The organism is Rugosimonospora acidiphila (assembly GCF_039543385.1).
Classification (GTDB): Bacteria; Actinomycetota; Actinomycetes; order Mycobacteriales; family Micromonosporaceae; genus Rugosimonospora; species Rugosimonospora acidiphila.
On sequence record NZ_BAABJQ010000006.1, the window covers coordinates 240,532 to 265,720 of the forward strand.

The 25,189-nt window shown below is 72.7% G+C and carries 22 protein-coding genes; 9 read left to right on the plus strand and 13 right to left on the minus strand.

The features are described 5' to 3' along the window. The first annotated feature begins 245 nt into the window (after positions 1–245). The gene (locus tag ABEA87_RS13255) at positions 246–2,069 is read left to right on the plus strand and encodes a sensor histidine kinase (protein ID WP_345629308.1); all 1,824 of its coding nucleotides are present in this window, start codon (positions 246–248) and stop codon (positions 2,067–2,069) included. Further along, the gene (locus ABEA87_RS13260) at positions 2,054–2,752 is read left to right on the plus strand and encodes a response regulator transcription factor (protein ID WP_345629310.1); all 699 of its coding nucleotides are present in this window, start codon (positions 2,054–2,056) and stop codon (positions 2,750–2,752) included. The genes ABEA87_RS13255 and ABEA87_RS13260 overlap by 16 nt, the downstream gene beginning before the upstream one ends. Positions 2,753–2,818: 66 nt before the next feature. Here ABEA87_RS13260 and ABEA87_RS13265 read toward each other — a convergent pair whose 3' ends face one another. The 3 genes from ABEA87_RS13265 to ABEA87_RS13275 all read right to left on the minus strand — a co-directional run bounded on the left by ABEA87_RS13265 (position 2,819) and on the right by ABEA87_RS13275 (position 6,967). Next, positions 2,819–3,667 carry an ABC transporter permease gene (locus ABEA87_RS13265; RefSeq protein WP_345629311.1) on the minus strand — a complete coding sequence of 283 codons (849 nt, stop codon included), beginning with the start codon at positions 3,665–3,667 and terminating at the stop codon, positions 2,819–2,821. Further along, positions 3,664–4,593 carry an ABC transporter ATP-binding protein gene (locus ABEA87_RS13270; RefSeq protein WP_345629313.1) on the minus strand — a complete coding sequence of 310 codons (930 nt, stop codon included), beginning with the start codon at positions 4,591–4,593 and terminating at the stop codon, positions 3,664–3,666. The genes ABEA87_RS13265 and ABEA87_RS13270 overlap by 4 nt, the downstream gene beginning before the upstream one ends. 388 nt (positions 4,594–4,981) lie before the next feature. Further along, positions 4,982–6,967 carry a tetratricopeptide repeat protein gene (locus tag ABEA87_RS13275; RefSeq protein WP_345629315.1) on the minus strand — a complete coding sequence of 662 codons (1,986 nt, stop codon included), beginning with the start codon at positions 6,965–6,967 and terminating at the stop codon, positions 4,982–4,984. A 165-nt stretch (positions 6,968–7,132) separates the two neighbouring features. Here ABEA87_RS13275 and ABEA87_RS13280 point away from each other — a divergent pair, with 165 nt between their 5' ends. After that, positions 7,133–8,350 carry a M23 family metallopeptidase gene (locus ABEA87_RS13280; protein ID WP_345629317.1) on the plus strand — a complete coding sequence of 406 codons (1,218 nt, stop codon included), beginning with the start codon at positions 7,133–7,135 and terminating at the stop codon, positions 8,348–8,350. Positions 8,351–8,531: 181 nt separating this feature from the next. On the opposite strand, the gene ABEA87_RS13285 is transcribed toward ABEA87_RS13280, so the two are convergent. The 3 genes from ABEA87_RS13285 to ABEA87_RS13295 form a co-directional block, all read right to left on the minus strand. Then, complete coding sequence (locus ABEA87_RS13285) at positions 8,532–9,602, minus strand: MerR family transcriptional regulator (RefSeq protein ID WP_345629319.1); 1,071 nt, start codon at positions 9,600–9,602, stop codon at positions 8,532–8,534. Positions 9,603–9,725: 123 nt separating this feature from the next. Continuing rightward, the gene (locus ABEA87_RS13290) at positions 9,726–10,334 is read right to left on the minus strand and encodes a GNAT family N-acetyltransferase (protein ID WP_345629321.1); all 609 of its coding nucleotides are present in this window, start codon (positions 10,332–10,334) and stop codon (positions 9,726–9,728) included. A 30-nt stretch (positions 10,335–10,364) separates the two neighbouring features. Beyond that, positions 10,365–11,255 carry an alpha/beta fold hydrolase gene (locus tag ABEA87_RS13295; protein WP_345629323.1) on the minus strand — a complete coding sequence of 297 codons (891 nt, stop codon included), beginning with the start codon at positions 11,253–11,255 and terminating at the stop codon, positions 10,365–10,367. A gap of 142 nt (positions 11,256–11,397) precedes the next feature. Between ABEA87_RS13295 and ABEA87_RS13300 the strand changes: the two genes are divergently transcribed. The 5 genes from ABEA87_RS13300 to ABEA87_RS13320 all read left to right on the plus strand — a co-directional run bounded on the left by ABEA87_RS13300 (position 11,398) and on the right by ABEA87_RS13320 (position 15,969). Then, complete coding sequence (locus ABEA87_RS13300) at positions 11,398–12,009, plus strand: TetR/AcrR family transcriptional regulator (protein WP_345629324.1); 612 nt, start codon at positions 11,398–11,400, stop codon at positions 12,007–12,009. Positions 12,010–12,051: 42 nt separating this feature from the next. Continuing rightward, positions 12,052–13,038 (plus strand): oxidoreductase, encoded by a 987-nt coding sequence (locus ABEA87_RS13305; RefSeq protein WP_345629326.1) that lies wholly within the window; start codon positions 12,052–12,054, stop codon positions 13,036–13,038. A 33-nt stretch (positions 13,039–13,071) separates the two neighbouring features. Continuing rightward, a complete protein-coding gene (locus tag ABEA87_RS13310; protein ID WP_345629328.1) occupies positions 13,072–13,653 on the plus strand; it encodes a TetR/AcrR family transcriptional regulator in 582 nt (193 codons plus the stop codon). A 91-nt stretch (positions 13,654–13,744) separates the two neighbouring features. Continuing rightward, positions 13,745–15,211, plus strand: coding sequence for an MFS transporter (locus ABEA87_RS13315; RefSeq protein ID WP_345629330.1), 1,467 nt, complete (start codon positions 13,745–13,747; stop codon positions 15,209–15,211). After that, positions 15,208–15,969 carry an SDR family NAD(P)-dependent oxidoreductase gene (locus ABEA87_RS13320; RefSeq protein ID WP_345629332.1) on the plus strand — a complete coding sequence of 254 codons (762 nt, stop codon included), beginning with the start codon at positions 15,208–15,210 and terminating at the stop codon, positions 15,967–15,969. The genes ABEA87_RS13315 and ABEA87_RS13320 overlap by 4 nt, the downstream gene beginning before the upstream one ends. A 56-nt stretch (positions 15,970–16,025) precedes the next feature. Here the strand turns inward: ABEA87_RS13320 and ABEA87_RS13325 are convergent, their stop codons facing one another. After that, positions 16,026–16,784 (minus strand): aminoglycoside adenylyltransferase family protein, encoded by a 759-nt coding sequence (locus tag ABEA87_RS13325; RefSeq protein ID WP_345629334.1) that lies wholly within the window; start codon positions 16,782–16,784, stop codon positions 16,026–16,028. 140 nt (positions 16,785–16,924) lie between these two features. Next, positions 16,925–17,980 (minus strand): saccharopine dehydrogenase family protein, encoded by a 1,056-nt coding sequence (locus ABEA87_RS13330; protein WP_345629336.1) that lies wholly within the window; start codon positions 17,978–17,980, stop codon positions 16,925–16,927. A gap of 101 nt (positions 17,981–18,081) precedes the next feature. Between ABEA87_RS13330 and ABEA87_RS13335 the strand changes: the two genes are divergently transcribed. Next, positions 18,082–19,029, plus strand: a complete 948-nt coding sequence (locus tag ABEA87_RS13335; RefSeq protein WP_345629338.1) for a helix-turn-helix domain-containing protein — start codon at positions 18,082–18,084, stop codon at positions 19,027–19,029. A 13-nt stretch (positions 19,030–19,042) separates the two neighbouring features. Here the strand turns inward: ABEA87_RS13335 and ABEA87_RS13340 are convergent, their stop codons facing one another. The 5 genes from ABEA87_RS13340 to ABEA87_RS13360 all read right to left on the minus strand — a co-directional run bounded on the left by ABEA87_RS13340 (position 19,043) and on the right by ABEA87_RS13360 (position 25,165). Beyond that, entirely contained in the window at positions 19,043–19,906 is an 864-nt protein-coding gene (locus ABEA87_RS13340) for a phosphate ABC transporter ATP-binding protein (protein WP_425570878.1), read from the minus strand. A gap of 57 nt (positions 19,907–19,963) precedes the next feature. Then, positions 19,964–21,055 (minus strand): sortase, encoded by a 1,092-nt coding sequence (locus ABEA87_RS13345; RefSeq protein ID WP_345629340.1) that lies wholly within the window; start codon positions 21,053–21,055, stop codon positions 19,964–19,966. Further along, positions 21,052–22,371: a WxL protein peptidoglycan domain-containing protein gene (locus tag ABEA87_RS13350; RefSeq protein WP_345629342.1), complete on the minus strand. Its 1,320-nt coding sequence runs from the start codon at positions 22,369–22,371 to the stop codon at positions 21,052–21,054. The genes ABEA87_RS13345 and ABEA87_RS13350 overlap by 4 nt, the downstream gene beginning before the upstream one ends. 169 nt (positions 22,372–22,540) lie before the next feature. Beyond that, positions 22,541–23,818 (minus strand): Ig-like domain-containing protein, encoded by a 1,278-nt coding sequence (locus ABEA87_RS13355; RefSeq protein ID WP_345629344.1) that lies wholly within the window; start codon positions 23,816–23,818, stop codon positions 22,541–22,543. Between the two features lie 153 nt (positions 23,819–23,971). Beyond that, positions 23,972–25,165: a substrate-binding domain-containing protein gene (locus tag ABEA87_RS13360; protein WP_345629346.1), complete on the minus strand. Its 1,194-nt coding sequence runs from the start codon at positions 25,163–25,165 to the stop codon at positions 23,972–23,974. Positions 25,166–25,189 lie beyond the last annotated feature (24 nt).

Genomic DNA, 25,189 nt, shown 5'->3' on the forward strand with positions numbered 1-25,189 from the left:
ACCGCCGGATGGGTGCTATCGGCGCCGCTCGCCCCCTTGATCAGCCCGATCGGCGACCCAGAGGATCACCCGGCACCCCGGCCCGCGGGCGCAGCGCAGCATGATCCGAGTAGACCGGACGCTTACGTAAGGTAACCGCGGCCCTCCGTAGCGCGGCCATGTGCCCCCGGTACCCGGTCCGGCCCGGCTGACACCTGCCTTTCGGCAGTGCCGGCGCCGGCCGGGGCACTTGTACTCTCTGCACGGTGGTCGGTTGGACGGGTCTGAGCAGGTGGCGGCCGTGGCTGCCGGACGTACTGCTGTGGGTCGCGCTGTCGCTTCCGGTAGCGCTGGCCGCGATCTCGCCGCACGGAATCGACTCCGGCTGGCGCCCGGCCCTGTCCCTGCTGGTGATGGCTGTGGCGGTCGCGACCGGCCGGCGCTACCCGCTCGTCGCGCTCGTGATCATCGTGGGTTGGACGCTGCGGGACGGCAACTTCGCGTTCGCGATCCCGGTGATGGGTTACCTGGTGGGCGTGCGGATGCGCGGCGCTCGGGCCGCCGCCTGGGTGTTCGCGGGGATAGTGGCGGCGGGCACGCTGCTCAATCTCGTGGTCTTCGACACCGGCGCCGCGATGTGGTTCTTTCTCACTGCCACGCTGCTGTTCGCCGGCGTCCTGCCGTGGCTGGTCGGCCGGTACCGGCGCCAGCGTCAGGAATTGCTGCGTGCCGGCTGGGAGCGCGCTGAACGGCTGGAACGCGAACGCGAGTTCGTCGCCGAACAGTCGCGCCTGCGGGAGCGGTCGCGGATCGCGCAGGACATGCACGACTCCCTCGGTCACGAGCTGAGCCTGATCGCGCTGCGGGCCGGCGCGCTGGAGGTCAGCGCCGACCCGGATGACTTCCGGCGGGCGGCCGGCGACCTGCGGATCAGCGCTGGGGTGGCGATCGAGCGGTTGGGCGAGATCATCGGCGTGCTGCGCGACCAGTCCGACCCGGTGCCGCTGGATCCGGTCCGGGACAGCGTCACCGACCTGGTCGAACGCGCACACCGGTCGGGCCTTGCGGTGCGGCTGCGCCTGGACGGCGACCCGGTTGCCGGGGAGCCGATGGTCGACCGGGCCGTGTACCGGGTCGTCCAGGAGTCGCTGACCAACGCCGCGAAGCACGCGCCCGGCGCCGAGGTTACGGTGGTGCTCACGAACTCGGCCGGGCACACCGCCGTCTCGGTCACGAACGGCAGGCCGCCGGCCGGGCCGCTGCCCGGCCGGGGCCCGTCCTTCGGGCGCGGCCCGAGGTCGGGCGGCGGCACCGGGCTGGTGGGGCTCGCCGAGCGGGTACGGCTGGCCGGCGGGACGCTGCGGGCCGGCCCGTACGGCGGCGGCTTCCAGCTGACCGCCCGGCTGCCGAACGAGGCGCACGCCCGCGCCGCGATCACCGGAGCCGGCATGGACGGCACCACGACCGGCGACCCGGCGGCCGGCGGCCCCGGCGGCACGATCGCCGACGGGCCCGGCAGCCCGGCCAGCACGATCGCCGATGTCCTCGACGGCCCGGCCAGCGGAATCGTCGGCGGTCCGGACAGCACGATCGTCGGCGGCCCGGACGGGGCGAGCGGCGACGCCCCGGGTGGGGTGCACGGCGGCGCTCTGGGCGGGGTGGGCGGCGGCCGTCCGGGCCGGGTGGGCGGCGGCGGGCGCGGGCCGGCCGAGTCCGGTGCCGAGCAGCAGTGGCGGGCGGCCCGGCAACGGGTGCGGCGCAGCCTCGCCGTGGTGGTGGTCGCGCCGGTGGCGATCGCCGTGGTGCTCGGCTTGACCTACTACTCCTTCGCCACCTTCAACTCTGTGCTGGTGGCCGGCGACTACGCCAAGCTGCGGCTGGGCGAGAGCCGGGCGGACCTGGCGTCCCTGCTCCCGGCGCGCCAGGCGCTGCGGCGGCCCGCGTTCGCGGGACACCCGGCCCCAGCGGGAGCCAACTGCGAGTTCTACAGCGATGGCAATTTCCCGTTCGCGCAGGCGACCTACCGCCTGTGCTTCTCCGGCGGACGGCTGGTGGCAAAGGACAACGTGACCGGATGGATCGAGCAGTGAGCGTGGACGGCGACGGTGCCGGCAACCCGATCCGGGTGGTGCTGGCCGACGACGAGGCGGTGATCCGCGCCGGGGTGCGGGCCATCCTGTCGGCCGACCCGGAGATCGACATCGTCGCCGAGGCGGCGGACGGGCGGGAGGCGATCGAACTGGTCCGCCGGCACCGGCCGAGGGTGGCGCTGCTGGACATCAGGATGCCCCGGCTCGACGGGCTCACCGCCGCCGCGGAGATCCGCCGGCTGGTACCGGAGACGGCCGCGGTCATCCTGACCACCTTCGGCGAGGACGACTACATCGCGCGGGCGCTCGACGGCGGGGCGAGCGGCTTCCTGCTCAAGTCCGGCGACCCGCGAGAGTTGATCGCCGGGGTGCGGGCGGTCGCCGACGGGGCCGCCTACCTGTCGCCCCGGGTGGCGCACCGCGTCATCACCACGCTGCGGGCCGGGGGAATCTCCCGCGGCCGCGCCGCCCGTACCCAGATCGACACGCTCACCGACCGGGAGCGGGACGTGCTGGCGCTGCTGGGCGCCGGGCTGTCCAATGCGGAGATCGGCCGGCGGCTGTTCCTGGTGGAAGGCACGGTCAAGAGCTACGTCAGCGCCATTCTCACCCGGCTCGGCGTGCGCAACCGGGTACAGGCCGCCGTGATCGCGCACGAGGCCGGGCTGGTCGACGACGACTGAGCGGCGGGCGGCCCGGCACGGGCCACCCGCCGCTACGGGGTTGTCGGGAGTGATTCCGGGCGGTGGTCAGGCGTCGCGCCGACGCAGCACCGCGTACCCGGCGATCAGCGCGGCCACCGCCCAGCCCGCCAGCAGGAGCAGCCCGACCCCGGCCGGGTACGGCGAGTGGTCCCCGAGCATGAAGTGTTGGCCGGCCTCGGCCGGCATCAGGTCCGCCAGCCGCTTGACCGCGGCGATGTGGCTGACGTTGAAGAGCGTGGGAACCACCTCGATAATCATGAACACTGTTATGAGCGTTGCCACCGCGCTCCGCAGGGCCGCGCCGAGGCCGAGAGTGAAGACAGCGATCAGCGCCAGGTACCCGCCGATGGCCAGCGCGTCACCGGCGGTACCGGGCAGCGGAACGCTCCCCCACCGGCCCTGCACCGGCTTGGCCACCAGCGCGCCGAGGATCCCCAGCGCCGTGCCGAGCACGAAGGTCACGGGTACCACGACCGCCACCTTGGCCAGCAGCATCCGGCCGCGCCGGGGCACCCACTGCAGCGTGGCGCGCATCGTCCCGGCGGAGTACTCGCTGGTGATCATGAGCATGGCCAGCGCGACTATGGCGAACTCGGCCAACTCCAGCGCCCCGATGGCGGTCTGGCCCACCGCCACCACGCCCCGGTCGTCGGTGGGGTCGGTGTTGGTGTTGGAGTTCGCCACGTACAGGGCGAGCTGGAGGCTGGTGGCCGCCATCAGCACCACTCCGGCGAGCAGGCTCCACCAGGTCGACCGTACCGACCACAGCTTCGTCCACTCGGCGGCGATCGCCCCGCCGAGCCCGCCGCCGGTGCCGCCGGGCGAAGGTTCGCGGGTACGGGTGGATTCCGCGCGGCCGTCCGCCCACGCCGCATCGCCGATCGTGCGCGTCATGCCGCCTCCTCGTTCCGGCCGCCCGCGGCGAACTCGATGCTGCCGGCGGTCAGTTCCATGTACGCCTGCTCCAGGGACGCCTCCCGGGTGCACAGCTCGTGCAGGCGCAGGCCGAGCCCGTGCGCGAGGTCGCCGACCTCCTCGACCGTGGCGCCGGTGACGATCAGCTCGTCGTCACGCGACTCCACCCCGGCGCCGCGGGCCGCCAGCCGCTCCCGCAGCGCCGCGAGGCCGCTCGGTTCGGGGCTGCGTACCCGTACCGCCGTCAGCGAACTGGCGGCGATGACCTCCTCGATCGGGGCGTCGGCGATCAGCCTGCCCCTGCCGATCACGACCAGGTGATCGGCGGTCAGCTGCATCTCGCTCATCAGATGGCTCGACACGAACACCGTGCGGCCCTCCTCCGCCAGGGACCGCATGAGCTGGCGTACCCAGCGCACGCCGTCCGGGTCCAGCCCGTTGACCGGCTCGTCGAACATGAGCACCGGCGGGTCGCCGAGCAGGGCTCCGGCGATGCCCAGCCGCTGCCCCATGCCCAACGAGAAGCCGCCCGCCCGCCGGCCCGCGACCTCGGTCAGCCCCACGGTCGCCAGCACCTCGTCCACCCGCTCGCGATCGATACCGTTGCTGCGGGCCATGGCCAGCAGATGGTTGCGCGCCGTCCGCCCCGGATGCACGGCCTTGGCGTCCAGCAACGCGCCGATCTCCCGCAGCGGGTGCCGGAGCGCGGCGTACTGCCGGCCACCCACCAGCACCGAGCCCGAGGTGGGCCGGTCGAGCCCGAGAATCATCCGCATGGTCGTCGACTTGCCGGCGCCGTTGGGGCCGAGAAAGCCGGTGACGATGCCGGGTGAGATATCGAACGTCAGGTTGTCGACGGCCGTCGCCGCGCCGTAGCGCTTCGTCAGCCCTCGCAGCGTGATCATGTTGCCTCCCTGGGGTTCCCCCGTCGTGTCAGCACGACGGTAGGGAAACCAGGGGGCCGCGCGGACCGCTCGATCGTCGAGCGGCGCACCTGTCTTTCGTCAGTAATCGACGGTCGAAGGGGGCACCTCCGACCCGGAGGCGGCTGCCCGGCGGGCCGGCGACGCAGGATCGACGCGACCCCGCCGAGCGCGAGCGTGCCGAGCACTATCGGCAGACCGCTCGCCAGGTACCGCGCCGAGCCTGCCGCGTCCAACCTCCCGGCGTCGGGCCGCGCCTCCGACGATCACCGGTCGCCGCTCGCCATCGTGGCGCCCGCGAACCGACGCGTTCGAGTCGGGGTCAGCTCAGGTCGGGGTCAGCTCAGGTCGGGGTCAGCTCGGGTCGGGGTCAGCTCGGGTCGGGGTCAGCTCGGGTCGGGTCACCCGGCTTCGGCTTCGGGTCCTTGAGTCCGCCGCCCCGAAACAGCCGGCGCAGCACCGAACCCTTGTCCCGCGCCGAACCCTTGTCCCGCGCCGAGTTCTTGTCCCGCGCCGAGTTTTTGCCCTGCGGGCTCGAGGCACGCGCCGAATTCTGGGCCCGTGCGGCCGCCGGGCCGACCGGCCCGGCCGCCCGCTCGTCGGCGTCGTCCGATCGGCTCAGTACGGTCCCGGCCAGCTCTCTGACCTCCGGAGGCATGCCGGGAACGATCTGGACCAGCTCCGCCAACGACTCCAGGATGGTCACCGCGCGCTGCCGGCCCGCGTCGGCCGCCATCAGGAAGCGTTCGCCGACGACGCCGCGCACCTCCTCGCGGCAGGCCGGGTCGAGCCAGGCCGACACGGTGAGGGCGAACAGCGCCGCCTCGACCGCCCAGTCCTCGACGCCGAAGGCGATCTCGGTCAGCAGCGCGCGCTGGGCGCGGGTGTCGCCCGGGGTGCCCGAGCTCAGCTCCCGGCTGTGCAGGATGCCCAGGCAGGCGAACACCTGGACGCCACGTTCCCACCAGCCGTCGGGCAGCTCCGCGTAGTCCGGGTGCCGGGCGGGCGGGTACACCAGCAGGGAGAGCAGTTCGGCGACGGGCAGTTGGCCGAGCGGCATGGCGTGGTCGTACGCGGCGACCGGGTGCGGCCACGACGGGGCCGCGATTCCGGTCATCAGTTCGATGCTGGCCGCGGCGGGCGGCGGCACGGCGGGGTGCGCCATCATCCCGTCGTAGCGCCACAACGCCCGGCCCGGCCGCACGGCGGTGACCATGTCGGCCGGCGGCTGACCGTCGATGTTCACCCGGATGCCGGGGCAGGAGCGGCGCAGCAAGGCCAGCGCGCTGGGTACCTCCAGAGCCGACAGGGACATGGTGATCGCACCCTCGCGCTGCTCCGGTGGCAGCTTCGCGAGCACGTTCACGCAGGCCTCGGTGGGGCCGGTGAGCACGCCGAGCCAGTACCGGCCCCGGCAGCTGTCCTCCAGGTCGCTGTGTTCGTGAGAGTCCAGCGGGAACTCGCGGATGAAGTCGACCAGCGCGACCAGATGGTCGGCGTCTCCGTCGCGCTGGTACCGCAGCCGGTGCGCGGTGTGCACTATGCAGTCGTAGGAGGGGTCGACGCGCATGGCCTCCTCCAGCAGTTCCAGCGCCTCGTCGAGCCGGTCGAACTCGGTGAGCCAGTTGGCCATGTCCGCGCAGATGTCCAGGTCCAGCGGGTACCGCCGCCGGGTGTCGCGCATCACGGACAGGGCCCGGTCGAGCTGGCCGTCGGCCTTGAGCGCGTACGCGTACCAGACCGAGGTGAGCTTGCTGGGATCCAGGCTCACGGCCCGCTCGCCCCACCGCACCGCGAGCGCCGTCTGCCCGAACCGGCGCCCGATGCCCGCCGCGGCACCCTGCACCAGGGCGTGGTCCGGGTACGCGTCGACCGCCCGGCGGGCCAGGTCGAGGTACACGTCGTTGAGCGGGCGCAGCGGTTCGGGTACCGGGTCGGCGAGGCTGCGCATGGTCGTGACGAAGGCGCGTACCAGCAGATCGGCGTCGACCGTGCGGGGCTCCAGCGCGCGTACCCAGCTGACGTCGGCCCACGGCTTTCCCGGGTCGTGCGCCGTGCTGTCGGCCAGCAGCAGCAGGGCGCGGCCGGGGTCGCTGGGCGCCAGGAGGTGGGCGTGCGCCACGACAGCGCCGATGTAGGCGGGCCCATCGAGCGGGAACAGACTCAGCCCGCCGTCCGGGCAGCGCGCGGCCAGCGCGGCGAGCAGTTCGTGCACCTCGGGCAGATCGGGCGCGTACGCGATCGCGCCCGCGAGATGCTTCGCCGCGTGCCGCACATCGTCCTCGGCGAGTGCGACGCGGGCGAGGGACAGTTCCCCGTGTGCTTCCTGTGCGGCCGTCCGGGCGTCGTCTGTCACCCGGGCAACCTAGATCAGGTCAGGCCGGTACCGCCACCCGCCGACCGAATGACGGGCGGGCGGCGGACGCCGCGACGGGGGTGGGCTGGACGGACTGTGCGACAGTGACCCAGCGCAACCGGGCTCGACCGATGGAGCCCGGAACGGTAAGGAGGTCGTGGCCCGGTGGACCTTGTCGGAGATGGGACTGGCACCATGCCCGCGCCGCGGGACCTGCCCGAGCCCGAGTTCGGCGAGCGGCTGAGCCGGGCACTCCTGAGCGGCGGTCCGGCGGCCGGCTGCCCGCTGCTCGCCGCGGCCCTGCGGGAGCCCGCCCCGGCGAGCCGCCTCGACGCGGTCACCGGGCAGGTGTCCGCCGCGCTCGGTGACCCGTTCACGGTGATCGGCCAGGGCGACGGCGCCGCCGTGGCGTTCGGGCGGTCCCGCTTCGGCGTGTTCTACTCGCGGGACGCGGACGGTCTCGCCGACCGGATCGAGATCTACCCGCTCACCCTGCCGCGCTCGGCCCCCCGATTGCTGCGCACCGGGATCGCGCGCTGGCTGATCCTGGCCGTACCGGTATATCTGGCGTTCCTGCTCGCCGCCTCGCCGACCGTGACCGTGCGCGCCACGTGGACGGTGGCCGTGCTGGCCTACCTGCGCGGGCAGTGGACGAACCACCGGTGGGACCTGACCGGGGTGCGGCTGCGGCCGTGGTGGGCGGGAACCTCGGCGGTGGCGCTCGCGCTCGGCTGGTTGTCCGCCGGCCGGTTCGGTACCGCGTCGTTTCACCACTTGGAGGTGCTGGTCGCGCTGCTCACCGTCGCGACGAGCCTGCCCATCGCGCTGGCGGCCCGCCGGCCCAGGGCGGCGGCGCTGCCCGTGCGGCTGCCGCTGGGCCCCGGCCACGCCGGGTACGTGCTGCAGGGCGGCGCGTCCGGCTGGCTCAACCACCACCACCGCCATCCCCAGCAGCGCTGGGCGGTGGACATCCTTCCGGTGTCCGGGGCGCTGTGGCGCAACGCCCTGGCGGGTACCGGCCGCGTGGAGGTAGTCGCGCCGGTCGCCGGTACGGTCGTGGCGGCGGTGGACCGGTACCCGGACCGGCCGGCGCCGACGGTGGCGGTGCCGCCGTACGGCAACCACGTCGTCATCGAGCATCCGGGCCCCGACGGGCCGACCCGGGTCATCCTGTGCCATCTCGCCGAGGGGTCGGTGGCGGTCGCCGAGGGGCGGCCGGTGTCGGCGGGCGACCCGCTCGGGCTGGTGGGCAACTCGGGCCGCTCGACCGAACCACACCTGCACCTGCACGCGGTCGCAGCGGACGGCGTCCCCGTACCGCTGATGGTGGCGGGGAAGGCACCGTGGCGCGGCCGGCTGCTGGTCGACCGGGATCGGCGGTAGCGCCGGCCGCCAGGGCCGGCGCTACCGCCGTGGCTCAGCTCGGCTCCTGCTCGAAGCCGACCCTCCGGCGAACCAGGCCTTCGTCAGGGACGATGGGCCTCCTGGAATCGGTTCGTCTCACCGCATTACGCGGTGGCACGCGCCCACGGTTGCCAGCCGGATCCGGGTTCTTTCGACAGGGTCAGACCGCGACCACGTCGGCCACCACCGCCGCGATGTTGTCCGGCGCGCCGGCGTCGTGCGCCAGCCGGATCAGCTCGTCGACGGTGCTGTCCGGATCACCGGTGCCGCGCAGCGAGTCCCGCAGCGAGTCGTCCGGCACCACGGTGAACAGGCCGTCCGAGCACAGCAGGTAGCGGTCGCCGACCTCGGCCGGATGCGTCGAGACGTCCGGCCGGGCGGCCAGCGAGCCGGTCAGCGCGCGGACCAGCAGGGCCCGCTGGGGGTGCGCCTCGGCCTCCGCCGGGCTCAACTTGCCCTCGTCGACCAGGGACTGGACGTAGGTGTGGTCGTGCGTGAGCCGGCGCAGTTCGCCGCCGCGCAGCAGGTACGCCCGCGTGTCGCCGATGTGTACCAGCGCCAGTCGCACGCCCGACCACAGCATCGCGGTCAGGGTGGTGACCGCCTCGCCGGTTGGCACCGATTCGGCGATGGCGGCCACGGCCTGGTCCGCCCGGCGGGTCGCCTCGGCCAGCGCGTCGAGCAGGTCCTCGGTCGGTACGGCCAGCGCCTCCACCGATTTGAGCGCGTTGATCGCCGCCGCGCTGGCCTTCCCGCCCGGCCCGCGCATGCCGTCGGCGACGGCCAGCAGCCGCCCGCCCGCGTACGCGGTGTCCTCGTTGGTGGTGCGCACCGACCCGGTCTCCGAGCGTGCCGCGTAACGGATTCCGAGCGTGCCGTTCGTGTCGTCCATGGTGCTTCCCCTTCCCGACAGGTACTCGACGAGGAAGCCGGCCAGCCGCTCGCGTGCGGCGGTCTCGGCGGTGACGTCGGCCCAATAGCGGGTGACCTCCTCGGCGGCCGCGGCCGGCTCGAGGTCGCACACCTGACGCACCCGCGCCAGTGGCATGCCCAACCGTCGCAGCCGCACGATCAGCCGGGCGCGATCCAACTGCGCCGGGTCATAGAACCGGTACCCGGACTCGCCATCGACCGCGACCGGCCGCAGCAGCCCGAGCTGGTCGTAGCGCCGCAGTGCCTTGGGCGACAGCCGCGCCGCCCTGGCGAACGCCCCGATCGTCAGCAGTCCCACGTACGGCCTCCTCGTGCCGGCCGGATTGGCCGGTACGCCCATGCTGGGGCTTGCCCCATGGGGAAGGTCCAGCTCCTGCTGGGAGTGGTCGGCGGCGGACCGGCGGCCCCGATGGGCCGCCGGTCAGTCCTGCGCGGTCGATCGGCCGAGGTAGATCAGGTTGGGCGTGTCCGGCACGTCGATCTCGAAGAAGCCGAGCCGGTCGTAGAACTTCCGGGCGCCGGTGTTGTGCGCGACCATGCCGAGGTGCACCGCGGGCACACCCGCCGCCCGCAGGCCCGCCAGGAACCGCGTCATCAGCCGCCGGCCCCAGCCGCTGCCCTGCCACTCGGCCAGCAGGTCGATGTGCAGGTGGGCCGGGTACGCGGCGAGTTGCGGAACGAGCATCCGCTCCGGATGGTGGTGCAGGGCGAGCATGGCATCGTCCTGCGTCACGGGCGGATCGGGTGGTACGGGTCGCCGGGAGGCGGTACGCGGGATCCACTCCCGCCGGTACCAGCGGACGAAGGCCTCCGTGTCTGCGGTGCCGAGGATGTACCCCACCGCCGCCCCGGTGCCGTCGTCGAGCACGTAGGCGTGCTCCGGTTCCCGCTCGGTGTATGGGATCGCGAAGATGTCGCCGACCAGCGTCGGTGAGCGGTACTGGCTCCGGGCATCGGCACCCGCGTCCGCCGTGCGGATGCAGATGTCATACAGGGCATCGGTGTCGCCCGGCTCGAAGCGCCGAACCATCGGCCCATTCCCGGAACCGTCGGGCATCGCTTACCCCCTCATCGTCTCCGAAGCGATGCCCGTAACGCTACAGAGTTCCTCGACGATCGCGGGCCACAGGGGCTCGGGAAGGTAGTGGCCCATGCCGGGGTACTCGACGAACCGGGCACCGGGGATCGCCTCGGCGGTGGCCCGCCCGGCGGCGCGCGGCACCAGCCGGTCCCGGTCGCCGTGCAGCACCACGGCGGGCAGCCGCAGGCCGGCCAGCGCCGGGCGCAGATCCTCGCCGGTCCGGGAGACGACCGCCTGCCGGGCCCCGTTGCCCGGGTCGTGGTCGCGTTCCCAGCAGGCCCGCGCGACCGACCGCACCCATGGCTCGTCCACGCCGTACCGGGGCGTCGCGATGGCCCGGTAGATGCGCACCATCTTCTCCTCCGTGCCCTCAGGCGTGTCCGGGGCCCCGCGCAGTATCGCCAGGAGCGCGCGGGGGGAGGGGCGGTTTATCAGCCGCGGATCCGGCCACGACATGGCCGAGGTCAGCGACCGCACCCGCGGACCGTGGCGCAGCGCCAGCAACTGTGCGATGTACCCGCCCAGGGACACCCCGAACACGTGAGCGCCGGCCCAGCCCTGGGCGTCCATCACCGCCGCGGCGTCGTCGGCCAGGTCCGTCATCTGGTACGGCAGGGCCGAGCCGGGCCGCAGCATGCGCCACGTTCGCGGCGTACCGGCGGCGCAGAAGTGCGTGGACAGCCCGAAGTCACGGTTGTCGAACCGGGTCACGGCGAAACCGCGATCGGCCAACGCGCGGCACAGCCCGTCCGGCCACCACAACATCTGCAGCCCCAGACCCATGATCAGAAGTAGCGGCTCGCCGCCCGGTGACCCGAAGGTCTCGTACGCCAGCTCCACCTCGCCGTTGTGGGCCACTCCCGTTGCCATCACTCGCCCCTCCCTGGCCTGCCTGTCTGGTTGCCTTGCACGCTGCCGCGTCGACACCCCCGACGCGTTTACAATGCGATCGCATCGTAACGGTCCGCCACGGACCGTGGCAATGCATGTGCATTGCAAAAAGGGAGAGGGCATGCCGAAGCGAGTCGACCACCAGGCCCGGCGCGAACAGATCACCGAGGCGGTGTTCCGGCTCATCGCCGCGCACGGCATGGAGGCGATCAGCCTGCGCGACGTCGCCGCCGAGGCGGGCGTGTCGATGGGCCTGGTCCAGCACTACTTCAGGTCCAAGGACGAGATGCTCCACTTCGCCATGGACAGCCTCGGCCAGCGGGTCGCCCGGCGGTTCGCCGCACGCATCGCGCGGCTGCCCGCACCGCGCACCGTGCGCACGGTGCTGCGCACGGCGATGTTCGAGGTCATCCCGATGGACGAGGAGAGCCGGGCCGACGCGTGCGTATCCATGGCGTTCTTCGCCCGGGCCCTCGTCGAGCCCGGCTTCGCGGCCGTCCTGCGGGAGGCGTACCCGTCGATGCTCGGCGCCGTGAGCGAGCAGTTGCGGCGGGCCATCGGCGGCGGCGAACTGCCCCCGGAGACGGACCCGGAACAGGAGGCGATCAACCTCTACGCGCTCACCCAGGGGCTGCTCGGCCCGCTGCTCATCGGGCACTACGACCCGGCCGCCGCGGCCGCCGCCATCGACCACCACCTCGACCGGCTGTTCCGGACCTCATCAACTGGATAATGGTCGGAGGTACCCGCGTGAGACAGATCGTGAGGAGCGGCCGTGAGCCCGGCGACGACGAACGCGGATCGGTCGGCGATCACTAAGCACTGGGACGTGGGCGACATCCCCGATCAGCACGGGCGGCACGTGGTGGTGACCGGCGCCAGCGGCGGCCTGGGCGAGGCCACGGCGGCCGAGCTGGCGCGCCGCGGGGCCAGGGTGGTGATGGCGTGCCGGGACACCGGCAAGGGCGCCACCGCGGCGGCGGCGATCCGGGCCGGCGCGCCCGGCGCCGAGTTGGACGTCCGGCCGCTGGACCTGGCCGACCTGGGCTCGGTGCGGGCGTTCGCGGACGCCTTCGAGCGCGACTACGGCCGGCTGGACCTCCTGATCAACAACGCCGGGGTGATGGCCCCGCCCCGCCGGGAGACCGCCGACGGTTTCGAGTTGCAGTTGGGCACGAACCACCTGGGCCACTTCGCCCTCACCGGGCTGCTGCTGCCGGCCCTGCTGCGGGCTGGCCAGCCGAGGGTGGTGACGGTGAGCAGCATTCTGCACCTGTACGGGCGGATCAACCTCGACGATCCGCACCGCCGCCGCCGGTACCGCCGGTACGGCGCGTACGGCCAGTCCAAGCTGGCGAACCTGCTGTTCTCCTTCGAGCTCGCGCGCCGGGCCGAGGCGGCCGGCACCGCCCTGCTCAGCGTGGCCGCCCACCCCGGCTATGCCGCCACCAACCTTCAGGTCGCCGGGCTGCGCCCCGGCCCGCTGCGCTCGGGCATCGCCGCCGTCACCCGGCTCTTCGCCACCAGTGCGCGGACCGGCGCGCTGCCCACGCTGTGCGCCGCCACGGTGCCCAACCTGCCCGGCGCCTCCTACCTCGGGCCCGGCAAGCTCCTGCAGTTGCGGGGGCATCCGACGATCGTCCGCGCCGGCGCACGGGCATACGACCAGCCGACGGCGCGCCGCCTGTGGGAGGCGTCGGAGTCCTGGACCGGCGTGCGCTTCGACTTCGCGGCTACTCCCGCTGGCGATCTCAATTCTTGACTGATCATTCTAGTTACCGCTAGATTCCTCGGTGTGGCAAGGACCAAGGAGTTCGACCCCGACACCGCGCTGGGCGACGCGCTGGACCTGTTCTGGGAACGGGGCTACGAGGCGACCTCGATGGCAGACCTCGTCGAGCGCCTCGGGATCGCCCGGGCGAGCATCTATGCCACCTTCGGCGGCAAGCGCGAGCTGTATCTCAAGGCACTCGACCGGTACTCCGAACTGACCGACCCGACGCTGCTCACCGAGCTGTCGGGGCCCGGTCCGGCGCTGCCCGCGGTGCGCGCGCTCATCCGGCGGTACGCCGATCAGGCGGCGCAGGACGACCGGAAGCGCGGGTGTTTCGTGGTCAACACCGCGGTCGAGGTGGCCCCACGCGACCCGGGCGCGGCCCGCCGGGTGCAGGCGAGTTGGGACTGCGTGGAGACGGGCCTGACCACGGCACTGATGCGTGCGCAGGCACAGGGTGAGCTGACCGCCGACAAGGATCCACGGACCCTCGCCCGGTGCCTGTTGGTGTTCATGCAGGGGTTGCGGGTGATGGGCAAGGCGGCGACCGAACCGAAGCGACTGCGCGACGCCGCGGAACAGGCGCTGGTTCTACTGGACTGACCGGACGACCGGAACAGCCCCGACGCGGCGCGCCGGGGCAGGCAAACTCGTGCTCCTATAACAGAACGATCGATCTAGAATGGGAGCCGAGATGTCCGACACCCGGGCGCCGTGGTCGCGACCCGGGGCGCCCGCTCCGGCCCGCCCGGCTCGCGCCCTTGCCCTGCTCGGCACGGCACAGGTCACGTTGATATTCACCATCACGATGATCGGGGTACCGCTGCCCGCGATCGGGCGGCAGTTCGGTGTTGGCCGCCCGGAACTGGTACTGCTCAGCGCCGCCTACGGGCTCTCGTTCAGCGGCCTGCTGCTGTTCGGCGGCCGGCTGTCCACCCGGTACGGCGGGCGCCCCACGCTCACCGCCGGCCTGGCGGTGTTCGCTGCCGCCTCGGTGGCATCGGCGGTCGCACCCGGCTTCGGCGCGCTCGCCCTCGCCCGGTTCACGCAGGGCATCGGCGCGGCCCTCATCGCGCCGGCCGCCATGGTGCTGCTCCGCGAAGTCTTCCCCGGGCCGGGGCGGTACCGGCGCGCCATGGCGACCTGGGGCGGGCTGTCGGTGCTGGGCGCGACCGCCGGAGTCGTGCTGTCCGGCGCGGTGACGGCACTCGGGTCGTGGCGACTCGTGTTCGGAGTACCGGTGCTCGTCGCCGGGCTCGCGCTGCCGCTGGTACCCCGGTTGCTGCCCGCGGGACGGCCCGGTACCCGGACCCCGCTCGACCTGCCCGGCGCGGCGCTCGCCACCGGCGGCATCACGCTGCTCGACCTCGGCCTGGTGATGGCGGGCGACCGCGCCTGGTCGTCGCCGGCGGTCGCCGCCCCGCTCGGCTGCGGGCTGGCCGCGCTGGCGGGTTTCCTCGCGGTCGAGGCCCGGGGGCGCGATCCGCTGCTGCCGCCCGCGTTCCTCGCCGACCGGCGCCGCGCCGCGGCACTGATGGTCGCCGGCCTGTCCGCCGCGGCGACCACCGTGGCGTGCCTCTTCCTTCCGCTGTACCTGCAACAGATCCGGGGCTGGTCGGCGCCGCGTACCTCGCTGGCCTTCGTGCCCTACGCGGTGGCGCTCATCGCGGCCGGCCGGGCGGCCGGCCGCCTCGTCGAGCGGCTGCGCGCCCCCGCCGTCATCCTCGTCGGGCTCACGTTCGCGGCGTGCGGCTTGTTCCTGCTGGCGCCGCTCGACCCACACACGCCGTACCCGACCGGACTGCTGCCCGGCCTCCTGCTGCTGCCGGTCGGCGTCGCGCTGACCTTCTCCGCCTCGGCCGTGCTCGCCACGGCGGGCGTACCGCCGGCACAGACCGGCCTCGCCGGCGGCGTGTTCAACACCGCTATCGAACTCGGCCCCACCGCCGGCGTGGCGGTCGCGAGCGCGCTGGCCGCCGCCCGCACCGGGCACGTCGCGCCCGCGATGAGCCCGGCCGGCGCCACCAGCGACGGGTACGGCTGGAGCTTCGGCGCCACCGGCCTGGCGCTGGCACTGCTCGCCACGCTCATCGCCGTGGCCGTCCTTCCGCGCCGCCATACCTCCGTCACCACCCCTGAAACCGAAGGAGACCGCCCATGACCGCTCGATTCACCGGCAAGACCGTCCTCGTGACGGGCGCGGGTACCGGCATCGGCCGGCAGCTCGCCGTGGCCTTCGCCCGCGAGGGCGCCGCCGTGGTAGCCACCGGCCGCTCCCCCGAACCGCTCGCCCAGACCGTCAAGCTCATCGAGGCCGACGGCGGGCGGGCCACGGCGATCCCGGCCGATGTCACCCGGTCCGAGGACGTCGCCTCGCTCGTGGCGCGGACCGTGGCCGCGCACGACCGCCTCGACATCGCCATCAACAACGCCGGCGCCGCCACCGCGTTCGGCCCCGTCGGCGACATCGACGAGCAGCAGTGGAACGCCCTCGTGGCGGTCAACCTCACCGGCGTCCTGCTGTCGATGAAGCACGAGATCGCCCAGATGCGCCGCGACGGCGGCGGAGTCATCATCAACGTCGCCTCCTCGCTGGGCGCTCACACGCGCGTGGCGGGCATGGGCGCGTACGTCGCGACGAAGGCGGCGGTGAGCGCGCTGACCCGCAACGCGGCGCGCGACCACATCCGCGAGGGCATCAGGATCAACGCGATCAGCCCCGGGCCGATGGACACCCCGATGTCCTACCGCCCCGGTGAGACGCGGGCCGACCGCGACGCCCGGCTGAGCGCCGCGCTGCCGGCCGGCCGCGCCGGAAGCCTGACCGAACTCGCCGCCGCCGCGCTGTACCTTGCCTCGCCGGAGGCGAGCTTCGTGGTCGGTACGGACCTGGTCATCGACGGAGGCGCGACCGCGTAGGGGTCCTCGACGATCCGCGCCGGCCGGAGCGTCCGGCCGGCGTCCGCCGGAACCGGTCAGCGGTTCGACAGCCGGCCGATCGCGGCGAGAACCCAGTCGACGTACGCCCGTAGCTTCGCCGTCAGCTCGTCACCCCAGTTGTCCTCGGAGTACCGGCGGTTCAGGTACAGCTGCTTGGCATGTTCAAGAACCGGCCGGTGCTCCGGCGGAAGGTGGTCGAGGGCCCAGTCCGCGGCGGCGTCCTTCGACCTGATCTCACCGGTGGCGAGGGTGAGCCAGACCCGGGCAAGGGTCAGCACGACATTGCGGGTGTCGTTGTCGAGGTTGTCGAGCAGGTTCGGAATGCCCGCCACCGTCGCCGCGGCCACGTCGAGACGCGGGACGGGGTCGAGCACCTGAGCCGGTGGTGGCCCGCTGAGGGGATGGTCGGCCGCCAGCGTCACGGCGATCAGTAGAGCCAGGTCCGGCATCGGTCGCGGCGCAGGGGCACCGTCGATCGCGAGTTCCTCGCGCAGCCACTCGCCGTACTGGTAGTCCGCGACCGGCGGGAACCGCCATGGGCGAACCTCGGACTGGGCCACGACGACCAGTTCGACCGGGCGGGCGCCGGCAGGTTCCCCGGAGACGGCGAACAGTCCCTGGGTGAGCGCCCGCCGTTCCCGGTCGTCCATCCGCCGCCGGGACACGACGAGGACATCCAGGTCGCTGGCGGGTCTCACGCCGCCGAGCACCGACGAACCATGCAGATAGCTGCCGACCAACTCGCCGTCGAGGACGTCACCGACGAGCCGCACGACGCTCTGGACCTGCTCCATGGCACCACTCTCGTCGCTCGGCCGAAGAAGTGCAGCCCTGATCCGCGCCCGCCCCGGGCGGCCGCCTCGCCCAGGCCGACCGGGGCGGGCGCGTGGCGGCCGACTCGACCGCCCCGTTCAGTGCCGCCCGTGCCGGCCGATCATGCGGCGTTCCCCTGCGGAGCAACGATCTCCGGCAGGTCGAGGGCGAGATGAGGGGACAGCGAACGGAGGAAGTCGGGCGCGTCGAACATCGCGCCGGCCGAGGCCACGCCGGCCGCCCTGGTCTGTCCTGTCAGGATGCGGTGGACCGCCTCCACGGCGAGCGGCGCGCTGACCGCGTAGATGTCCCGGCCGTGCGCCGTCGCGCGGCGCTCGACGCCGCCGGCCCTGACCACGACGTCGACGAGGAAGGTCTGCGACGATCGTCCGCGCTCGTCGGCGGCCACCGGCGCGGGCGTGTCGGGGGCCGACAGGTCCCTGGCCGCCTCGACCGTCATGTAGGTCCCCACCTCGGGGATGGACAGGTGGCTGGGGATGGTGACGATGTCGGCCATCGAGAACTCCCCGAGGACCTCCCGGGTGCCCACCGGGGCGGGGAAGGTCCACCGGAGGGTCGGCAGGTCGTCGTCGCGGTACTCCAGGCGCCCCGCCGAGTAGCGCACGCGCCGGCCGCCGCGCCGCTGCCGGGACACCGCCCCGGCGGCGCGGGTGCCGGCCGTGGGGTGCCAGCCGCTCAGCCCGTACGCGACGTGCACCTCGTCCGCCACCGTCCAGTCGCCCATCGCCGCGGTGGCCAGCAGGTCCGCGAGGCCGCCGAAGAAGGCCATCGCGGGTACGACCACGGTGCCCGCGGCACCGGCCCGGTCGGCGAAATGAGCGAACGTGTCCAGGTTGGCCTCGATCTCGGCCGCCACGTCCACGTACGGGATCCCCGCGCGCAGCGCCGCCTCGATCACCGGAGCGGCGGTTTCGGCGAACGGCCCGGCGCAGTTGATGACGGCCGCCGCTCCGGCCAGCGCCCGGTCGAGCGAGGCCGGGGTGTCGACCGATGCCGGCCGGGCGGAAAGCCCCGTGCCGGCGGCCACCACCCGCAGCCGCTCTGGGTCGCGGCCGGCCAGAACCGGGACGTATCCGCGACTGACCAACTCCGCCACCACAAAACGCCCGGTGTGCCCGTAGGCACCGAACACCGCCACGGTACGACTCGTTTCCATCGGCTCTCCCGCCCCGCTCGAACGATCCACGGATGACATCGTGGCGCCGGCGGCCGCTCCGCACGAGTGTCTGGAACGCCGCCGTGCGTACAATTTCAGACATGGGTTCGGTAGCGCTGGCCATCAGCGACGGAATGCTGCACTTCGAGCTGGGTGTGGCGTACGAGGTCTTCGGCAACGCACCGCCCGACCTGGCCGACCGGTGGTACGACGTCCGCGTCTGCGGCTCGGGTACGGCGAGTGTCGGCCGGTTCCAGCTGGCGCCCGACGGCGGCCTGGACCGGCTCGCACACGCCGACACGGTGATCGTGCCGGCCTGCTCGGACGTCGACGAGGACCCACCCGCCGATCTCGTCGATGCGGTGCGGGCGGCCTACGACGGGGGCGCCCGGGTGGCCTCGCTGTGCACCGGCGCGTTCGTGCTGGCCGCCGCCGGACTGCTGGACGGGCGCCGGGCGACCACGCACTGGGCGCACACCGACGCGCTGGCGGCCCGGTACCCGCGGGTCGAGGTCGACCCGGACGTGCTGTACGTCGACAACGGCCGGGTGCTCACCTCCGCCGGCAAGGCCGCCGCGATGGACCTGTGCCTGCACCTGGTCCGCCTCGACCACGGTTCGGTCATCGCCAACGCGGTCGCGCGTCGCCTGGTCGTGCCGCCGCACCGGGCCGGCGGGCAGGCCCAGTTCGTCACCACCCCGATGCCCGCCCCGGACAACCATCCGCTCGCCGACCTGATCCCGTGGGTGATCGACCGGCTGGACCAACCCCTGACCGTCGAACAGCTGGCCCGTCAGGCGAACATGAGCTCACGCAACCTCGGCCGCCACTTCCGGTCGGTCACCGGCACCACCCCGCTGCGATGGCTGCTGACCCAGCGAATCCGCCGCGCTCAGGACCTCCTCGAGACCACCGACGACAACGTCGACACCATCGCGTCGGCCACCGGCATGGGCACCGCCACGACACTGCGCCGGCACTTCAACCGCACGGTCGGCGTGCCCCCGGACACGTACCGGCGCACGTTCCGCACCGCCCGTCCGAGCTGACGGCGGGCGCCGGTCAGCCGAACCGGCCGTGTACGTAGTCGGCGGTGCGCGGGTCCTGCGGACTGTCGAACATGGCGTCGGTCGCGCCGTGCTCCACGATGTACCCGGGAGTGCCCTGTTCGGCGAGGAAGAACGCGCACTGGTCGCTGATCCGCTGTGCCTGCTGCATGTTGTGGGTCACGATGACGATCGTGACCTCGGCCACCAGCTCCTGGATCGTCTCCTCGATCACCCGGGTCGAGGTCGGATCCAGCGCCGAGCACGGCTCGTCCATCAGCAGCACCCGGGGACGGATGGCCAGCGATCGCGCGATGCACAACCGCTGCTGCTGGCCGCCCGACAGCGCCCCGCCCGGCTGGCGCAGCCGGTCGCGCACCTCACGCCACAGCCCCGCCTTGATGAGGCACTCCTCGACCAGGATGTCCTTCTGCGCGCGGCTGGCCTTCTGGCCGGTGAGCCGTAGCCCGGCCACCACGTTGTCGTAGATGCTCATCGCCGGGAACGGGTTGGGTTTCTGGAACACCATGCCGACCTGCCGCCGGGCGTCGGTGAGCCGCCGCTCCGGGTCGTAGATGTCCGCGCCGTCGAGCAGCACCTCGCCCGCGAGGCTCGCCGAGGGCACCAGTTCGTGCATCCGGTTCAGGATTCGCAGGAACGTCGACTTGCCGCAGCCGGACGGGCCGATCAGCGCGGTCACCTGGCCGGCGGCCATGGTCAGCGATACCCGGTCCAGCACCTGGTGGTCACCGAACCACGCGCTGATCCGCCGGGCGACCAGCCCGGCGAGCCCGGGCTGCCGGACGACCGCGCGGTGCGCACCGCGAGCGGCCGAGACCTCGGAGGCGCCGGGGACGCTCAGGTCGGCCGGAATGTTGATCGTGGTGTCGTCGTTGGTGGCTCGGCTCACGGTCGCAGGCTCTCTCATCTCGTTCGTTCACATCAGGTTGGGCAGCAGCCGGGCCGCCTGATCGGCGGTGGCCAGGCCGAGGAAGCCGACCACCGGGATGGCGACCGCCCAGGCCTGCCACGCTCCCCAGGACAGCCGCAGCCAGGAGACCAGACCGATCGCGAGCACCAGCGCCTCGCCGATGAACACCATCGGGAACCACGCCCCGCTGTCGACCGCCATCGCGGACTCGGCGGGCGACAGCTGCGAGGCACCGATGACCAGCCGCGGGCTGGGCTGCACCTCGGAGGTCAGGTCCGCGTCCACGCGCAGCACGTCGGTGGGCACGATCGGGCCGCCGTACGCCGTCGTGAGCACCAGCCGGCTCGCACCGGGCGCCGGGGGCAGGGGCTGCGGCAGCCCGGGCTGCCGGATGTCGAGCACCCGGTACTTGTTCACCCCCAGCCCGGTGGTGACGGTGAACGTGTCGCCGGGCAGCAGCTGCGACAGGTGCCGGAAGGGCGCGCCGTAGGTGGCGGCCCGGCCCATGAGGTAGCTGGTGCCGGCCTGGCCCGGCAGCGGGGTGCTCCGCAGATGGCCGGGGCCGTCCTCCAGCACCGCGCCGGTCGTGCCCTCGAACACCACCTCCTTGAGTCCCAGCTTCGGGATCTGCAGGACCGCCACCGGAGCGCCGAGCTTGAGCAGTTGATGCGGGTGGCCCGGTACGGTCTGCCCGGTGGGCGCGGTGGCGAGCGCCAGCTCGCTGCGGAAGTTCGCGTACGCCACGAGTTGGGCCCGATCGTGGTGCAGCCGAGCCCCGAAGCCGAGGTACAGGGCGAACCCGAGCAGCGCGACCGAAAGCAGGGTGATCGAGGTGGAGATGATCTCAATGGCCGGCGGGGCGCGCCGGGGGCGCCTGCGCGGTGGCACCGCGGCCCGCGCCGGCTCCGCCAGGTCGAGGTCGTCCAGGTCGAGGTCGTCCAGGTCGAGGTCGTCCAGGTCGACGCCGTCCAGATCGACGCCGTCCAGGTACGCGTCATCGAGGTCGAGGTCGCTCAGGTCGACCTTGACCCGGTCGAGGTCGACGCCGTCGAGGCCGGCCCGGTCCGGATCCGGGCGCGCCGTCACGCTCCCGGTCATCCCGACCCCTCCGGGCCGCCGTCCCCGGTACCGCCGTCGCCACCACCGGTGGACGCGCGACCGCCGCCCGAACCTCCGGTACCGGCGCCGACCTTGGCCTTCGCCGCCGCCCTTCTGCGCAGCTGCTCCACGGTGTCCCGGCGGGCCTTCGCCATCGCGTCGGCCATCGCCTGATCGCGCCGGTCGCGGCGGGACCAGAGCAGCCACCGGGCGACGAAGAACCCGGCGCCGAGGATCACGATGATCAGCAGCATCAGCCACGGGGTGGCCCACATGTGCGTGCTGAACGCCGCGGACTTCAGCTTCGGCCCGGGCGGCATGCCCTTGACCTGACTCGGCTGGGCATGCACCTGGACGCTCATCGGCCCGAGCGGGAACACGTTCTTCAGGTGCACGGTGGTCTGGTAGCTGGCACCGGGCAGGAGGTCGGTCAGCGGTTTCGGGTGACTGCTGCGCAGTTTCAGCCCGAACAGACCGGTGGCGGCGACACTCTGGCTCAGGTTGAGCCGCGAGTTGCCGGTGTTGTGCAGCGTGTAGGTGACGTCGAGGTCACCGCCCCTGATGGGGTTGACCGTACCGTGGTAGACGCTGCTCACCGACTCGACCGCGATCGATGGCGTGAGCTTGCCGGCCACCCGCAACAGGAGCGGGTCCGCCAACCGTTGGTCGACCTGCACCATGGCGCCCTGCCCGTTGCGGGCCTGGGTGGTGATGGCCGCGATCACGCCGCCGGTGTGGTCTCCCGGCGAGGCCGTGCTCGGGATGCTCAACTTGAAACGCTCGTTCACCCGATCGTGCGGAGCGACCGTGACGCTGTTCTTCTCGAACGAGATCCACGAGCCGACGTCCGTCGGCTTCTGCTTCGCGGGCAGCAGATCCAGCGAGCCGGTCGAGGTGTTGAACGCGTCGGTGGCGTACAGCTTGAAGGTGACCGGCGTCGTGCTGAAGTTCGTCACGCCGACGTAGTCGGTGATGACGGTGCCGGGCTTGAGGTCGTTGTAGGCGAACGCGCTGCGACCGTCCGGCCCCGACAGGCTGGACGGCTGGACCGCCCAGGTGATCTCGCCGGGCTTCGCCGTGACACCGGGGGCGCTCACGCCGCCGCCCGGAGTGGCACCGCCGCCCGGAGTGGCACCGCCGCCCGGAGTGGCACCGCCGTCCGGCGTGGTACCGCCACCCGGCGTCTGACCCGTCGAGGGGGGCTGGGTGGGATCCGCCATCGCCGGTGCGCCGGCCACCGTGAGCAGCATCGCCGCCACCAGACCGACGGCCGCCATCGTCGCGCCGCGCCGGCGCGGAAGACGCAGAGTGGTCATCGAGCACGTCCGTTTCACCAGTACGGGCCGGCCGGTCACACCGGCCGGTCACGGGTAGGTCGCCGTCAAGAGTTGGTTTCGGGGAGGGGCGCCGCGGAGTGTGTCCGCGGACCCCTCCCCGGGAAACCGTCCCGGACCGGTCACGGCCCGGGGCGGCAACCCGTTGTCGTCAGCTGGCCGAGTCCACGGCGGTGACCGTCAGGGTGCCCTGGTACGTACCCGGCTGGGTGCTGGACGGCACCCTCAGGTCGAGGTCCGCACCGAGCACCGTGGTCCCCAGACCCTTGTGGGCTGCGGCGCTGGCCAGCCCGCCGCCCTGCTTCAGGCCCGGGTTGGCGTTCGCGGTGATGGCCGAACCGGCGGTGACATCGCTGCCGGCGTTGGGCGTGGTGATCGCCGGGCTCCAGCCGAGGCTGTTGCCGTCGATCGTGTGGGTGCCGTCGGTGAAGTCACCGACCTGGCCGGAGACGCTCCAGCCATCCTGGGTCTGGTTGCGGCCATCGCTGATGGTCACCGAGCCCAGCTCACCGGTCGACTCGAAGGTGGTGTTGTCGGCGCTGAGCTCGGCCTTGCTCAGCTCCACCGGGGTGTCGCTCACCGACATGGTGAAAACGCCCTGGTTCGCCGGGACCTGCACGTTGATCGACTCGCCCTGCACGTTACCGCTGGTGACGGTGACCGTGAACGCGCTCGACGTCGAGCCGCCGAACTTGGTCGAGTCGGACGGCGTGAACTTCGCGGTGATCGGGTGCGCGCCCGCGGTCAGCGCGGTGGTGGAGAAGAGAGCCGTACCGTTGTCGACCTGCACCGGCGCGCCCAGCGAGTTGCCGTTGTCGAAGAACGAAACGGAGCCCGCCGCCCCGGCCGGGGTCACCGTCGCGGTGAGGGTCGCGTTGCCGCCGACCTGCACCAGCTGGGGACCGCTGACCGTGGTCGTGGTGCTCGTCGCGCCGGCCGGCGGGGTGGCGCTGCTGGTCCAGCCGCTACCGTCGGCGTTGAACGAGACGAACACCGAGTCGGTGTACACACCGACCTGGCCCGCCTGCGTCTGGCAGTCCACCGCGAACTCGAACGTGTCAGCACCGGTGGCACCGGAGATGAGCCACAGGGTCTGCATGTCGGCGTTGAACGACCCCGGGAACGGCGCGGAGACCAGGCCGGAGTCGAACGGCAGCGACGCGAAGAACGACGAGGCCGGCCCGGTGGGGGTGATCATGTCGATCTGCCCCTGGACCGTGCCCGTCGGGCAGGCGTGGTCGGTCTGGAAGGTCGGGGTGACGGTGCCGTCGCCCGAGGTGGGGGTGAGGTGCAGGCCGCCCGGGAACTGACCCGTGGGCGGGTTCGACACCTCGGCCGACGCGGCGACCGGCAGCATCAGCGCCGCGATCGTGGTGGCACCGGCGACGCCGGCCACGGCGATCGACCGTTTGAGGTGGAGCTTCTTCATTGAGGAGTAGCCTCGCTTTCGGTGAGAGGGGTCGGGCCCGTATGCCCGCCCCCGCACAAACCCCTTGGAACCGGGGGTCTTGGGTCCGGTGCCTGCCGGCTGACTCCGGCAGGCACCGGATTCACTGGGGTTTGAAGCTGGCCGAGCTCGGCGTCAGACCGGGTCGCTGGCCGGGTCGAACGCCCGCAGGTCGTTGGCGACCTGGCCGCAGGTGTGGCCGAGCGGCGCGGTGTTGAGCAGGGCGAAGCCGAAGTTGATCAGGGTCGAGGCGCCACGGCAGATCGCCGACGAGGGGCCGTTGAAGATGCTGCGGAACGCCGCGTCGGCCGAAGCGGTGCTGGTCACCCGCGAGAACGACACGATGTTGTACACCTCACGGGTGATCGGGTACGCGGTGTTGAGCGCCCCGGCGGAGGTCAACGCCGCCGTGCCGTTCAGCGAGTGCAGCACCGCGTTGTGCCGACGCTCGTGGTGCCCGTTCTTCTGGGCGACCCACTGAGCGATCGAGAACGGGCCGAGCGCGTCGGCGTCGTTCGCGAACACCGTGCCGTCGTGCTCCTCGACCTGCACCGACTGGCCGTTGATCGTGACGTGGTCGTTGACGCACGGCGGCAGGCTGCCGGTGGTGCTGATGCCCAGCGTCTGCAGCCAGAAGTTACGGGTACCCGAGCCAGCCTGCGGCACGTAGAGGTGGATCGGCTGGTGCGTGGCGTCGGTGGTGGTGCCGTTCGGCGTGTAGGTCACGCCGCCCTCGGTGATCGGCGCGCAGTTGGCGTACAGCGTCTGCAGGTCGGTCAGGGTGAACTGGTCGGCGTGGGTGATGTTCGTCGCCACCGCCGGGTCGCTGCCCGTCACCGCCGTGGCCGGGCCGGTGGCGGGGGCCACCGCGTCCAGCGCGAACGGGACGTAGACCAGCGCGCCGTTGACCGACTTGTCGGCCGCGGCCGGGCCGCTGGAGGACCGGGCGAAGTCGACGCAGCCGGCCTCCGGCTTGTCGGCCAGCTGCCCGGCCGTGGTGTTCGGGTTGATCGAGGCGCGCAGCGCGTTGAGGCCCTGACCGGAACCGTTGGGCCGGGTCATGGTGCACCCGGACTTCGGCGCGATTTGCCCACCGGCGGCCGCGGTGACTGGGTCCACCGCGTCGTAGGAGCCGACGAGGCCGCCGCCCACGGTGGAGGCGAGCTGGTTCATCACGTCCTGGATGGTGTCCGATCCGACACCCACGAAGGTCGTGGTCGGGTCGGCGGAGGCCGGTCCGGCCACGCCGACGACGAACGCGCCACTGACCAGGGCGGCGGCCACGCCGCCGACCAGCCATGCACGCGCGCGCCCTGCTGTCTTCCTCATGTGCTTCCTTTCGGAAAGGAACCG

Coding starts and splice junctions, on each gene's coding strand:
- ABEA87_RS13260 (WP_345629310.1), top strand. CDS start 2,054: ATGGATCGAGCAGTGAGCGTGGACGGCGACGGTGCCGGCAACCCGATC.
- ABEA87_RS13265 (WP_345629311.1), bottom strand. CDS start 3,667: ATGACGCGCACGATCGGCGATGCGGCGTGGGCGGACGGCCGCGCGGAA.
- ABEA87_RS13270 (WP_345629313.1), bottom strand. CDS start 4,593: ATGATCACGCTGCGAGGGCTGACGAAGCGCTACGGCGCGGCGACGGCC.
- ABEA87_RS13290 (WP_345629321.1), bottom strand. CDS start 10,334: ATGGTTCGGCGCTTCGAGCCGGGCGACACCGATGCCCTGTATGACATC.
- ABEA87_RS13295 (WP_345629323.1), bottom strand. CDS start 11,255: ATGGCAACGGGAGTGGCCCACAACGGCGAGGTGGAGCTGGCGTACGAG.
- ABEA87_RS13300 (WP_345629324.1), top strand. CDS start 11,398: ATGCCGAAGCGAGTCGACCACCAGGCCCGGCGCGAACAGATCACCGAG.
- ABEA87_RS13315 (WP_345629330.1), top strand. CDS start 13,745: ATGTCCGACACCCGGGCGCCGTGGTCGCGACCCGGGGCGCCCGCTCCG.
- ABEA87_RS13320 (WP_345629332.1), top strand. CDS start 15,208: ATGACCGCTCGATTCACCGGCAAGACCGTCCTCGTGACGGGCGCGGGT.
- ABEA87_RS13325 (WP_345629334.1), bottom strand. CDS start 16,784: ATGGAGCAGGTCCAGAGCGTCGTGCGGCTCGTCGGTGACGTCCTCGAC.
- ABEA87_RS13330 (WP_345629336.1), bottom strand. CDS start 17,980: ATGGAAACGAGTCGTACCGTGGCGGTGTTCGGTGCCTACGGGCACACC.
- ABEA87_RS13335 (WP_345629338.1), top strand. CDS start 18,082: ATGGGTTCGGTAGCGCTGGCCATCAGCGACGGAATGCTGCACTTCGAG.
- ABEA87_RS13345 (WP_345629340.1), bottom strand. CDS start 21,055: ATGACCGGGAGCGTGACGGCGCGCCCGGATCCGGACCGGGCCGGCCTC.
- ABEA87_RS13350 (WP_345629342.1), bottom strand. CDS start 22,371: ATGACCACTCTGCGTCTTCCGCGCCGGCGCGGCGCGACGATGGCGGCC.
- ABEA87_RS13355 (WP_345629344.1), bottom strand. CDS start 23,818: ATGAAGAAGCTCCACCTCAAACGGTCGATCGCCGTGGCCGGCGTCGCC.
- ABEA87_RS13360 (WP_345629346.1), bottom strand. CDS start 25,165: ATGAGGAAGACAGCAGGGCGCGCGCGTGCATGGCTGGTCGGCGGCGTG.